At 66.3% G+C, this 12,323-nt stretch carries 12 protein-coding genes; 9 read left to right on the forward strand and 3 right to left on the reverse strand.

The features are described from left to right. Positions 1-2: 2 nt before the first annotated feature. From A5645_RS11585 to A5645_RS11620, 8 genes are read left to right on the forward strand one after another with little or no spacing between them, the layout of a single operon-like run. Entirely contained in the window at positions 3-1,205 is a 1,203-nt protein-coding gene (locus A5645_RS11585; protein WP_065129588.1) for a virulence factor Mce family protein, read from the forward strand. Then, positions 1,205-2,257, forward strand: a complete 1,053-nt coding sequence (locus A5645_RS11590) for an MCE family protein (protein ID WP_065038469.1) — start codon at positions 1,205-1,207, stop codon at positions 2,255-2,257. The genes A5645_RS11585 and A5645_RS11590 overlap by 1 nt, the downstream gene beginning before the upstream one ends. Continuing rightward, positions 2,247-3,308, forward strand: a complete 1,062-nt coding sequence (locus tag A5645_RS11595) for an MCE family protein (protein WP_155767967.1) — start codon at positions 2,247-2,249, stop codon at positions 3,306-3,308. Before A5645_RS11590 ends, A5645_RS11595 begins: the two co-directional genes overlap by 11 nt. Continuing rightward, positions 3,305-4,762 carry a virulence factor Mce family protein gene (locus tag A5645_RS11600; RefSeq protein WP_065038468.1) on the forward strand — a complete coding sequence of 486 codons (1,458 nt, stop codon included), beginning with the start codon at positions 3,305-3,307 and terminating at the stop codon, positions 4,760-4,762. Before A5645_RS11595 ends, A5645_RS11600 begins: the two co-directional genes overlap by 4 nt. Next, positions 4,759-5,916 (forward strand): MCE family protein, encoded by a 1,158-nt coding sequence (locus A5645_RS11605; protein ID WP_065038467.1) that lies wholly within the window; start codon positions 4,759-4,761, stop codon positions 5,914-5,916. Before A5645_RS11600 ends, A5645_RS11605 begins: the two co-directional genes overlap by 4 nt. A 10-nt stretch (positions 5,917-5,926) precedes the next feature. Beyond that, entirely contained in the window at positions 5,927-7,597 is a 1,671-nt protein-coding gene (locus A5645_RS11610) for a virulence factor Mce family protein (RefSeq protein ID WP_065038466.1), read from the forward strand. Between the two features lie 39 nt (positions 7,598-7,636). Continuing rightward, entirely contained in the window at positions 7,637-8,434 is a 798-nt protein-coding gene (locus A5645_RS11615) for an Rv1363c family protein (protein ID WP_065038465.1), read from the forward strand. Further along, positions 8,434-8,925, forward strand: a complete 492-nt coding sequence (locus tag A5645_RS11620) for a mammalian cell entry protein (RefSeq protein ID WP_065038464.1) — start codon at positions 8,434-8,436, stop codon at positions 8,923-8,925. The genes A5645_RS11615 and A5645_RS11620 overlap by 1 nt, the downstream gene beginning before the upstream one ends. 1 nt (position 8,926) lies before the next feature. Here A5645_RS11620 and A5645_RS11625 read toward each other — a convergent pair whose 3' ends face one another. From A5645_RS11625 to A5645_RS27725, 3 genes are read right to left on the reverse strand one after another with little or no spacing between them, the layout of a single operon-like run. Continuing rightward, complete coding sequence (locus tag A5645_RS11625; protein WP_065038463.1) at positions 8,927-9,505, reverse strand: hypothetical protein; 579 nt, start codon at positions 9,503-9,505, stop codon at positions 8,927-8,929. 51 nt (positions 9,506-9,556) lie between these two features. Further along, positions 9,557-11,056, reverse strand: a complete 1,500-nt coding sequence (locus tag A5645_RS11630; RefSeq protein WP_065129589.1) for an alpha,alpha-trehalose-phosphate synthase (UDP-forming) — start codon at positions 11,054-11,056, stop codon at positions 9,557-9,559. Further along, complete coding sequence (locus tag A5645_RS27725) at positions 11,056-11,220, reverse strand: hypothetical protein (protein WP_099051228.1); 165 nt, start codon at positions 11,218-11,220, stop codon at positions 11,056-11,058. Before A5645_RS27725 ends, A5645_RS11630 begins: the two co-directional genes overlap by 1 nt. 139 nt (positions 11,221-11,359) lie before the next feature. On the opposite strand from A5645_RS27725, the gene A5645_RS11635 reads away from it, so the two are divergent. Beyond that, a complete protein-coding gene (locus A5645_RS11635; protein ID WP_065038461.1) occupies positions 11,360-12,304 on the forward strand; it encodes an enoyl-CoA hydratase in 945 nt (314 codons plus the stop codon). Positions 12,305-12,323: the final 19 nt, after the last annotated feature.

The following is a 12,323-nucleotide window of genomic DNA, read 5'->3' on the forward strand; positions in this document are numbered from 1 at the left end:
CGATGTCAGACACGGGATCACGACGCACTGCGGGCCGGGTGGCCGCGGCGGTGCTGGCTGGTCTGCTCGTCGCGTCGGCCGTACTGACCTACCTGTCCTATACGGCCGCCTTCACGTCGACCGAAACCGTCACCGTCTCGTCACCGCGGGCCGGGTTGGTGATGGAGAAGGGCGCCAAAGTCAAGTTCCGGGGCATCCAGGTCGGCAAGGTCGAGGAAATCACCTACAGCGGTGACCAGGCCCGACTGACGCTGGCCATCAACAGCGGCGAAATGCGTTACATCCCGTCGAACGCGACGGTGCACATCGGCGGCAATACGATATTCGGCGCCAAATCGGTGGAGTTCATCCCGCCCAAGGAGCCGGCGCAGACCTCGCTGCGTCCGGGGGCGCGGGTCGAGGCCAAAGCCGTTCAGCTGGAAGTCAACACGCTGTTCCAGTCGCTGATGAACGTGCTGCACAAGGTGGACCCGGTGGAGTTGAACGGGACGCTGAGCGCGCTCTCGGAAGGTCTGCGCGGCCACGGCGACGACCTGGGCGCGACCCTGACGGGGCTCAACACCCTTACCCGCCAAGCCAACCCGAAGCTGCCCGCGCTGCAGGAGGACTTCCGCCAGGCCGGGCTCGCCCTGGGCTACTACGGCGACGCCGCGCCCGACCTCAATACGGTGATCGGCAACCTGCCCACCATCAGCCGAACCGTGGTGGATCAGCAGAACAACCTCAACACCACGTTGCTGGCCGCGATCGGGTTGGCCAACAACGGGTACGAGACGTTGGCGCCGGCCGAGGAGAACCTGATCGCCACCATCAACCGGCTGCGAGCCCCGCTGAAGGTGGCCGCGGACTACTCGCCGGAGTTCGGGTGCCTGCTGGCCGGCATCGACCGCGGCGTCAAGGAATTCGCACCGTTGATCGGCGTCCGCAAGGCCGGCCTGTTCACCTCGTCGAGCTTCGTCCTGGGCGCACCCGCCTACACCTACCCGGAGAGCCTGCCGATCGTGAACGCGTCCGGCGGCCCGAACTGCCGTGGCCTGCCCGACATCCCGACCAAGCAGACCGGCGGGTCGTTCTACCGCGCCCCGTTCCTGGTCACCGACAACGCGCTCATCCCGTACGAGCCATACACCGAATTGCAGTTCGACGCGCCGTCCACCCTGCAGTTCCTGTTCCACGGCGCCTTCGCGGAACGGGACGACTTCTGATGGCCGGCGGCGGTATGCCATCGCACCGGTCGATGGTGATCAAGGTCAGCGTCTTCACCGTCGTCATGCTTTTGGTGAGCGCGGCTCTGGTCGTGGTCTTCGGCGATTTCCGGTTCGGCTCCGAGAGCACCTATCACGCCACTTTCATTGACGCGTCCAAGCTCAAGGGGGGCCAGAAGGTCCGCATCGCCGGCGTGCCGGTCGGCGCGGTGTCCGGCGTCAAACTCAACCCGGACAACACCGTCGACGTCGAGTTCGGTGTCGACAGCCGCTACACGCTGTACTCGTCCACGCGCGCGGTGATCCGCTACGAAAACCTGGTCGGCGACCGGTTTTTGGAGATCACGTCCGGCCCGGGCGAGCTACGCAAGCTGCCCAAGGGCGGCACCATCAACGCCCAGCACACCCAGCCCGCACTCGACCTGGACGCGCTGCTCGGCGGCCTCAAACCCGTGCTCAAGGGCCTGGACGCCGACAAGATCAACACGATCAGCAGCGCCGTCATCGAGTTGTTGCAGGGCCAGGGGGGCGCGCTGGCCAGCGTGCTGGCCGACACCAGCTCCTTCTCGTCGACGCTGGGTAAGCGCGACCAACTCATCGGCGACGTGATCAGCAACCTCAACACGGTGTTGGGCACCGTCGACGAGCGTAGCGCCAAGTTCTCGGCCAGCGTCGACCAACTCCAGCAGCTCATCGAAGGGCTCGCCAAGAATCGCGATCCGATCGCCGGCGCCATTCCACCGCTGTCGTCCACGGTGACCGACCTGACCGAGGTGCTGCAAACGTCGCGCCGGCCGCTGCAGGGCGTGCTGGAAAACGCCCGGCCGTTCGCCACCGAATTGGACACTCGCAAAGCCGAGATCAACAACGACGTCGAGCAACTCGGCGAGGACTACCTTCGGTTAGCCGCGCTGGGCACCTACGGATCGTTCTTCAACATCTACTTCTGTTCGGTCACCATCAAGATCAACGGGCCGGCCGGTTCGGACATTCGACTGGGCCTGGGCGGCTCGGTCGATCCCAGTAAAGGGAGGTGCGCCTTTGCCAAGTAGCTCACGGGATCGCGACCCCCTGCGCACCGGAACCATCGGGCTGGTCGTGGTGGTATCCGTCATGCTCGTCGCGTTCGGCTACTCCAAACTGCCGTTCTGGCCGCAGGGCCGCAGCTACCAGGCGTATTTCAGTGACGCGGGCGGCATCAGGCCCGGCAACAACGTGCTGGTCTCCGGCGTCAAGGTCGGCAAGGTGACCGAGGTGAGCCTGGCCGGCGACAGCGCCAAGATCGTGTTCGACGTGGACCGGCACGTCAACGTCGGCGACCAGTCCCTTGCGGCCATCCGCACCGACACCATCCTGGGTGAGCGTTCGATCTCGGTGAGTCCCGCCGGATCGGGTCATGCGACGTCGATTCCGTTGAGCCGCACCACCACTCCCTACACCCTGGCCGGTGCGCTGGAAGATCTGGGCCAGAACGCCAACAACCTCAACAAGCCTCAGTTCGAGCAGGCCTTGCGGGTGCTCACCGAGACGCTGCATGACGCGACGCCGGGACTGCGCGGGACGCTGGACGGTCTGACGACCCTGTCCCGGACGCTGAACAGCCGCGACGACGCGCTGCAAACCCTGCTGGCGCACGCGAAGTCGGTGACGGCCGTGCTCTCCCAGCGCGCCGGGCAAGTCAGGAGCCTGGTCAACGACGGCAACCAGTTGTTCGCGGCGCTGGACGAGCGACGCGCCGCGCTGAGTGCGCTGATCGCCGGCATCGACGACGTGTCCGCGCAGCTGTCCGGTTTCGTCAACGACAACCGCAAGGAGTTCGGCCCGGCGTTGACGAAAGTCAACCAGGTTCTGTCGAACCTCAACGAGCGCCGCGACTACATCACCGAAGCCCTCAAGCGCCTGCCCACCTACGCGACCACGCTGGGTGAGGTCGTGAGCTCCGGACCGGGCTTCAATGTCAACGTGTACGGCGCGATTCCGGCGCCGGCGGTCGCGATGATGTTCGACTTCGTCTTCCAGCCGGGCAAGCTTCCGGACAGCCTCGCGGACTACCTGCGCGGCATGATCCAGGAGCGCTGGACGATCAGGCCGAAGTCGCCATGACCACCAAACAGCGCTTCGGGCGCAAGGGACTGCGGACGGTCACCATCATCGCGCTGGTGGCGGCGTTACTGGGTGGTGCGTACACGCTGTTCTCCGCCGGTGGCGGCGGCCGCAAGCTCACCGCCTACTTCACCTCCGCGGTCGGCCTGTACCCGGGTGACGAGGTGCGCATCCTCGGTGTCCCGGTCGGCGAGATCGAATCGATCGAGCCGCGGGCATCCGACGTCAAGATCACCATGAACGTTTCCGAGGACGTCAAGATCCCCGCGGACGCCAAGGCCGTGATCATGTCGCCGAATTTGGTGGCCGCCAGGTTCATTCAGCTCACCCCGGCCTACACCAAGGGTCCCGCCCTGTCCGATGGCGCCAGCATCGATCTGTCGCGCACCGCGGTGCCGGTGGAGTGGGACGAGGTCAAGGAAGCCCTGACGAAGCTGTCGGTCCAGCTCAGCCCCGCCGCGGGCGAGATGCAGGGTCCCTTGGGCCAGGCGATCAACCAGGCCGCGGACACCCTGAACGGCAACGGCGACTCGTTCCACAGTGCGCTGCTGGAACTTTCGCAAGTCGCCGGGCGCCTTGGGGATTCCCGCAACGACATCTTCGGCACGGTCAAGAACCTGCAGATTTTGATCGATGCGCTGTCGCAGAGCAACGAGCAGATCGTGCAGTTCGCCGGCCACGTGGCATCGGTCTCGCAGGTACTCGCCGACAGCTCACGCAACCTGGACAACACCCTGGCCACCCTGAACCAGGCTTTGTCGGACGTCCGGGGATTCCTGCACGAGAACAACTCGACGCTGATCGACACGGTCAATCAGCTCACCGACTTCACCCAGACGTTGAGCGAGCAGAGCGACAACATCGAGCAGGTCCTGCACGTGGCTGGCCCGGGCATCACCAACTTCTACAACATCTACGACCCCGCCCAAGGCACCCTGAACGGTTTGCTCTCGCTGCCGAACTTCACCAACCCGGTCCAGTTCATCTGTGGTGGCTCGTTCGACACCCAGGGTGGTCCGTCGTCGCCGGACTACTTCCGTCGCGCCGAGCTCTGTCGCGAACGCCTGGGACCGGTCCTGCGCCGGCTCACCGCAAATTTCCCGCCGATCATGTTCCACCCGCTCAACACGATCACGGCCTATAAGGGTCAGATCATCTATGACACTCCCGCGACCGAGGCCAAGGCCCGGACCCCGGTTCCGGAGCTGACGTGGATCCCCGCCAAGGGATCGGGAACACCTGCGCCCGGCAGCAACACCACCGACCTGCAGAGTTTGTTCGTCCCGACGGCTCCGGGACCCGGCCCCGGACCGGCGGGTTCGCCGCCGGGATACGGGCCTGCGCCGGGTCCCGCGCCCGCGGCACCTGCGGCCGCGCCCGGCCCAGCGCCCGGCCCGGTGGCCCCGCCCGGGGCGGTGGCGCCGTTGCCGGCCGAGCAAGGAGCCGGCCGATGAAGCGACTCTGGTTGCGCGGCACCGTGATTGCCGCGAGCAGCACCCTGCTGGCCGGCTGTTCCTTCGGCGGCCTGAACTCGCTCAACATGCCCGGTACCGCCGGCCACGGCTTCGGCGCATACTCGATCACCATCGAGCTGCCCGACGTGGCCACCCTGCCGCAGAACTCTCCGGTCATGGTCGACGACGTCACCGTCGGAAGTGTGTCCGGGATCTCGGCCGAGCAGCGCGCCGACGGATCCTTCTACGCCGCGGTCAAGCTGGCGCTGGACAAGAACGTGAATCTGCCCGCGAACGCCACCGCCAAGGTCGCGCAGACCTCGCTGCTGGGGTCGCTGCACGTCGAACTGGCCGAACCGACCGACCAACCGCCGTCAAAAGCAAAGCTGAAAGACGGGTCCCGAATCCCGGAGTCGCGCACCGGTCGTTTCCCGACCACCGAGGAAGTGTTCTCGGCGCTCGGCGTGGTGGTCAACAAGGGCAACGTCGGCGCGCTGGAAGAGATCACCGACGAAACGTATCGGGCCGTCGCCGGCCGGCAGGGCCGGTTCCGTGATCTGATGCCTCGATTGGCCGAGCTGGCGTCCGGCCTCAACCGGCAAGTGAACGACATCATCACCGCGGTCGAAGGCCTCGACCGGTTCTCCTCAATCCTGGCGCGCGACAAGGACAACCTGGGCCGCGCGCTGGACACCTTGCCGGACGCGATCCGGGTGCTGAACAAGAACCGGGACCACATCGTCGAAGCGTTCACGGCGCTACGCCGGCTGGCGCTGGTCACCTCGAACGTGCTGTCCAAGACCAAGACCGACCTGGCCGCCGACCTCAAAGATTTGTATTCGGTGATCAAGGCGCTCAACGACAGCCGCAAGAACTTCGTCACCGCGCTGCAGATCATGCTGACGTTCCCGTTCCCCAACTTCGGCATCAAGCAGGCGGTGCGCGGCGACTACCTCAACGTGTTCACCACGTTCGACCTGACCCTGCGCCGCCTCGGTGAAACCTTCTTCACCACGTCCTATGCGCTGGACCCGAACATGATGCACATGGACGAAGTCCTCAACCCGCCCGACTTCCTGACCGGCGAACTGGCCAACCTGTCCGGACAGGCGGCCGACCCGTTCAAGATTCCGCCCGGCACGGCGGCGCAGTAGAGGCGGGAACATGATCGACAGACTCACCAAGATCCAGCTGGCCATCTTCGCCGTGATCACCGTCATCACCCTGGTCGTGATGGCGATCTTCTACCTGCGGTTGCCGGCCACGTTCGGCATCGGGACCTACGGTGTCAGTGCCGATTTCGTCGCCGGTGGCGGTCTGTACAAGAACGCCAACGTCACCTACCGCGGTGTGGCGGTGGGGCGCGTGGAGTCGGTCGGGCTCAATCCGAACGGTGTCACCGCCGACATGCGGCTCAACAGCGGCACCCCGATTCCGTCCAACGTCACCGCCACCGTCAAGAGCGTGTCGGCGATCGGTGAGCAGTACATCGACCTGGTGCCGCCCACGAATCCGGCGCCGGGCAAGCTGCGCAACGGATCCAAGATCGACCGGAGCAACACCCGCATCGGCCAGGACGTCGCCGACCTGCTCAAGCAGGCCGAGACACTCGTCAACAGTCTCGGCGACACGCGCCTGCGCGAGGTGCTGCACGAGGCGTTCGTCGCGACCAACGGCACCGGCCCGGAGTTGGCCAGGCTGGTCGAGTCGGCGCGGTTGCTGGTCGACGAGGCCAACGCCAATTATCCGCAGGTCTCCCAGCTCATCGACCAGGCCGGCCCGTTCCTACAGGCCCAGGTGCGCGCCGGTGCCGACATCCGGTCACTCTCGGACGGATTGGCGCGGTTCACCTCCGAGGTGCGCCAGGCCGACCCGCGCTTGCGTGACACGCTGGCCACCGCGCCAGGTGCACTCGACGAGGCCAACAACACGTTCTCCGGCATTCGCCCCTCGTTCCCGGCGCTGGCGGCGAACATGGCCAACCTGGGCCGGGTGGGCGTGATCTATCACAAGACCATCGAACAGCTGCTGGTGGTTTTCCCGGCGCTGTTCGCCGCGATCACCACCGCGGCCGGTGGCCAGCCTCAGGATGAGGGCGCCAAGCTGGACTTCAAGCTCGACCTGAACGACCCGCCGCAGTGCAACACCGGCTTCATACCCTCGCCGTTGATCCGTACGCCCGCCGACGAGACCGTGCGCGAGATTCCCCGCGACCTGTACTGCAAGACCGCCCAGAACGACGCCAGCGCGGTGCGCGGCGCGCGCAACTACCCATGCCAGGAGTTCCCCGGCAAACGAGCCCCGACCGTGCAGCTGTGCCGGGACCCCCGCGGTTATGTGCCCATCGGCACCAACCCGTGGCGCGGGCCGCCGATCCCCTACGGGACACCGGTCACCAACGGGCTGAACATCCTGCCGCCCAACCACTTCCCGTTCATCCCCCCGGGAGCCGACCCGGATCCGGGCATCCCGGTCGTCGGTCCGCCCCCGCCAGGGGTGACACCGGGTCCCGGCCCGGCGCCGCACCAACCGGCCTACGACCCGCCGCCACCCAACGACAGCGGGCCGCCGCCGGGCAACCCGTCCTGGATGCCGCCGAACTATCCGCCGCTGCCGCCGCAGCTCCCGTATCCCAGGTATCTGGAGCCGCCGCCACCACCGTTGGGGACGGGTGCGGAACCCCAGGCCAGCGGTCCGGCGTACACCACTTATGACCCCACGACCGGCCGGTTCCAGGATCCGGCGGGCGGCACTGGTATCTTCGCGTCCGGTATCGCCGGTACCGCCAGCGCGGAGAACTGGGTGGATTTGATGCTCGCGCCCAAGCCCCTGTGACCAGCGCGCTTTGACGACACACGCTTCGATGGATCAGTAGTGGCAGAACAGCAGTCGACGACGCAACGCGTCCGCCGTCGGGCATCGCGTGCGGCGGGCCCGCCGAAAGTCGAGGCCGAGGCGGCCGAGGCATCGGTCAGCCCGGAAACGACCGTCACCCTCGAGACCAAAGCCGATACAACAGCGGATACCGAATCTGCCACCAGAGGCAAGGGCAAAGGCAAATCCAGCACGAAGGCCAAAGCCAAGGCGAAAGCCAAGGCCGCCGCCAAGAAGGCCGGCAAGTCGCCGACGACCCTGCGCCCGCCGCCGCGACGCCGAGCCCACGCCGCGATGGTTGGCTGGGTCTCGCTGGCGGCTGCGGTGTTGACCATCGCCGGGCTGGCCTGGGGCGTGACGGTCCTGGTGCTGCAGCACCGCGACGCGCAGGCGCGGCAGGCCCGGGAGCAGCGCTTCGTCGACGCGGCCCGGCAGACCGTGGTCAACATGTTCAGCTACACGCCGGACACCATCGACGAGGCGGTCAACCGGTTCGTCAACGGGACCAGCGGCCCGCTTCGCGGCATGCTCAGCGCCAACAACAACGTCGACAACCTCAAGGGGCTGTTCCGTTCCACCAATGCCACGTCGGAGGCGGTGATCAACGGGGCCGCGCTGGAAGGCATCGACGCGGTCAGTGACAACGCGTCGGTGCTGGTCGCGGTGCGCGTCACCGTCGCTGACATCGACGGCGTGAACAAACCCTCCATGCCCTACCGATTGCGGGTTATCGTCCACGAGGACGAGTCCGGCCGGATGACCGGCTATGACCTGAAATATCCCGATGGAGGCAACTGATGCGCTGGCTGCGGTGGTTGTTCATCACCGCCGCGAGTTTCGCGGTCACGCTGGTGGTGACGCTGTCGGCCCTCGGTGGCTGGTATTACTGGCAGCGGGTGGAAACCCAGGGCGAGCAGGCGGCCCGGGCGGTGTTGCCCAAGCTCGCCGAAAAGGAGATCCCCCGGTTCTTCGGCTATGACTTCCAGACCGTCGAGCGCACCCTCGCCGACGCCTATCCGTTGCTCACACCCGACTACCGCCAGGAATTCAAGAGGGGCGTCAACGACCAGATCATTCCCGAGGCCAAGAAGCGTGAGGTGGTGGTTCAGGCCAACGTCGTGGGCGTGGGAGTCATGGCCGCCAAACGCGATTCGGCATCGGTGATGGTCTACATGAACCGCATCGTGACCGACAAGTCCCGCCAGCCGCTCTACGACGGTAGTCGGCTACGGGTCGACTTCAAGCGCATCGAAGGTCACTGGCTGATCGCCTACATCACGCCGATCTAACTCAGAAGCAGATCGCAATCTCATTGCACCGCAACGGGTATCGCTCGACCGGGCTGGGCGGCGCCCCGGCCAGCGCCAAGGAAAACGGTTCCTTCTTCATGTCCGGCTGCAATCCGCACACCGCGCCGTGCAGCGTGGTGTGGGTGCCGGTGAGGGTTTCGTCGCTGAACGCGTAGGTCTCGCTGGTCTGGGCAAAACTGCCGTCCGGACAGGTCACCCCCTCCGGCTTGCTGACCTGCAACGTCCACAGCATGCTGCTCATTCGGGCCCGGGCGCTGAAGTTCTGCAGGTGCTCTTCGCGGGTGTTGTTCGCCGGCGTGGTGCTGACCACGTTCAGCGCGCAGTTCATCGCCCAGACAATCGGATCGGAGTAGTCGTTCATGTTGCGGGTGCCGTTGGGCTGATCGCACAGCGCCGAGATGGTCCAGCTGGCGCCGGAGACACCGGCTTGCTGGTAGGCGTACGTACCATCGGGCGGCGGGCCGATCGCGTAGGCCGGGCTTTCCGAATCCAGCGCCATACCTACTGCAATCGCCGTGCTGACGACGGCGCCGGCGGCCAGTCCACGACGGAGGTTCACTCGCCCAGTATCACAGCCAACCGCCACTAACACCATGGCTCGGCGTGGCTGTTATTCGTCTCCGCTGGAACGCGGTTCGGCCAGCGCTTCCAGGAACGACCGGGCCCACCGGTCCACGTCGTGCGCAAGGACCTGGCGCCGCATCGCGCGCATGCGGCGCCGCCCCTCCTCGTCGGACTGGTTAAGCGCCGCCTCGATCGCGTCCTTGACGCCCTCGAGGTCGTGCGGGTTGACCAAATACGCCTGCCGCAATTCCGATGCCGCCCCGGTGAATTCGGACAGCACCAGGGCGCCGCCGAGATCGCTGCGGCACGCGACGTACTCCTTGGCCACCAGGTTCATCCCGTCCCGCAGCGGGGTCACCAGCATGACGTCGCTGGCGACGAAGAACGCGATCAGCTCGTCGCGGGGGACCGGGCGATGCAGGTAGTGCACCACGGCATGGCCGACCTCGGCGTACTCGCCGTTGATGTGGCCGACCTGACGTTCGATGTCATTGCGCAGGATCTGGTAACTCTCCACCCGCTCCCGGCTGGGCGTGGCCAACTGGATCAGCACGGTGTCGTCGCGTTTGGCCCGGTCCTCGGCGAGCAGCTCATCCAGGGCCTTCAGTCGTACGTCGATGCCCTTGGTGTAGTCGAGGCGGTCGACGCCGAGCAGGATCTTGCGCGGGTTACCCAGCTCGGCGCGGATCTCGCGGGCCCGGCGCCGGATGCCGCGTTCGCGGGCGGCTTGGTCCAGCGCTCCGGAGTCGATGGAGATGGGGAATGCGCCCACCCGTACGGTGCGCGAGTCGTATTCCACCTCGCCGAACCGGGACCGCACCCCCACCGAACCGCGGGAGGTGTTGGCTCCGATCAGTTGCCGGGCCAGGACCAGGAAGTTCTGCGCGCCGCCGGCCAGATGGAACCCGACCAGGTCGGCGCCGAGCAGGCCCTCGATGATCTGGTTGCGCCAGGGCATCTGCCGGAACAGTTCCACCGGCGGGAACGGGATGTGCAAGAAGAACCCGATGGTCAGGTCGGGTCGCAGGTTGCGCAGCATCTGCGGCACGAGTTGCAGTTGATAGTCCTGTACCCAGACGGTGCCGCCCTTGGCGGCCGCCCGTGCGGTGGCCTCGGCGAACCGGCGGTTGACGTCGACGTAGCGCTCCCACCATTCGCGGTGGTAGGTCGGCTTGACGATCACGTCGTGGTACAGGGGCCACAGCGTGGCGTTGGAAAATCCTTCGTAGTACTCCGCGACGTCCTCGGAGCTCAGCCACACCGGATGGAGTTGCAGCTCGTCCTGAACGATCGGCTCCTGATCTGGTTCCACGTCGTCGCTGACCAGGCCCGGCCATCCGATCCAGGCGCCGCGGCGTTTGCGCAGCAACGGCTCCAGGGCCGTGACCAACCCCCCCGGGCTGCGCTTCCAGGTGGTGCTGCCGTCGGGCAGCCGTTCCAGATCGACCGGCAGCCGATTGGCGACGACGACGAAGTCGGAATCGCCGTAGCCCGCCGACTTACCCGGACTCTTGGCCTTCGAGGTGCGACCGCCCCCGGAAGCCATCAGCTCTCGTGCTTTGCCGGCCCAATACCGAGCATGGACAAAAAGACGCGGCACTCGTCGGCATCGTTCGCATAAGCGGCTACGACCCGCCTGGCCTGGCTCGCGGTGCTGTCGGCCAGCGGTTCCACGTCACCGATGTCACCATGATCCGTTTTCGTTGGCATCAGCCAATGCTATGTCAAGCGGTGGTTGAGCCTGCTTCGAGCACCTGTTTGGCGGTCCGGTCACCCGGCCCGGCCACCAGCCGCTTACATACTGGCCGTAATCTGTAACGGCAAGCCGGTGACAAGTGAGGTGGGCGAAATGACGGTTTCCGATCAGGCCAGCGCTCAAGATGGCAAGGCGGAGGCGGCCGAGGCGCCGGAATTCGTCGCCTACGAAACCCTCGACGAGGGTCGTATCGCGCGGATCTGGCTGAACCGACCGGACGCCCACAACGCGCAGAACCGCGGGCTGCTGGTTCAGTTGGACGAGGCGTTCAGCCGGGCCGAGGCCGACGACACGGTGCGGGTGGTCATCCTGGCCGCTCGCGGGCGCAATTTCTCGGCCGGCCACGACCTGGGCTCGGAGGCGGCGCTGCTGGAACGCAAACCCGGCCCGCAGCAGCACCCGACGTTTCGCTCGCACGGGTCCACGCTCGAACCGATCGTCGAGAAGCTCTACCACCAGGAATGGCACTTCTTCTTCGAGAACACCCGGCGCTGGCGCGATCTGCGCAAGATCACCATCGCCCAGGTGCAGGGCAACGCCATATCGGCCGGTCTGATGCTGATCTGGGCGTGCGATCTGATCGTGGCGGCCGACAACGCGAAGTTCAGCGACGTGGTAGCGGTCCGGCTGGGCATGCCGGGTGTCGAATACTATGCGCACCCTTGGGAATTCGGGGCGCGCAAGGCCAAAGAGCTGTTGTTGACCGGTGATTCGCTGGACGCCGACGAGGCCTACCGGCTGGGCATGGTGTCCAAGGTTTTCCCCGTCGACGAACTCGAAGAGAAGACGCTGGAATTCGCGCGGCGCATCGCCGAGCGCCCGACCATGGCGTCGCTGTTGGTCAAGGCCTCGGTCAACGCCGCGGCCGACGCGATGGGATTCACCGAGGCGCTGCGCCACGCGTTCCACGTGCACGAACTCGGCCACGCGCACTGGGCGGCACATAACGAGAACCGCATGCCGGTCGGACTGCCTCCCGACGTCGAGGATTGGCGCACCGCCCGGCCCACCAAGGTCGCCCGCCGCGATACCCCGTAGCGCCCGTGGTTCGATAGCT

The sequence above is a fragment of the Mycobacterium asiaticum genome (genome assembly GCF_001673635.1).
GTDB lineage: Bacteria > Actinomycetota > Actinomycetes > Mycobacteriales > Mycobacteriaceae > Mycobacterium > Mycobacterium asiaticum_C.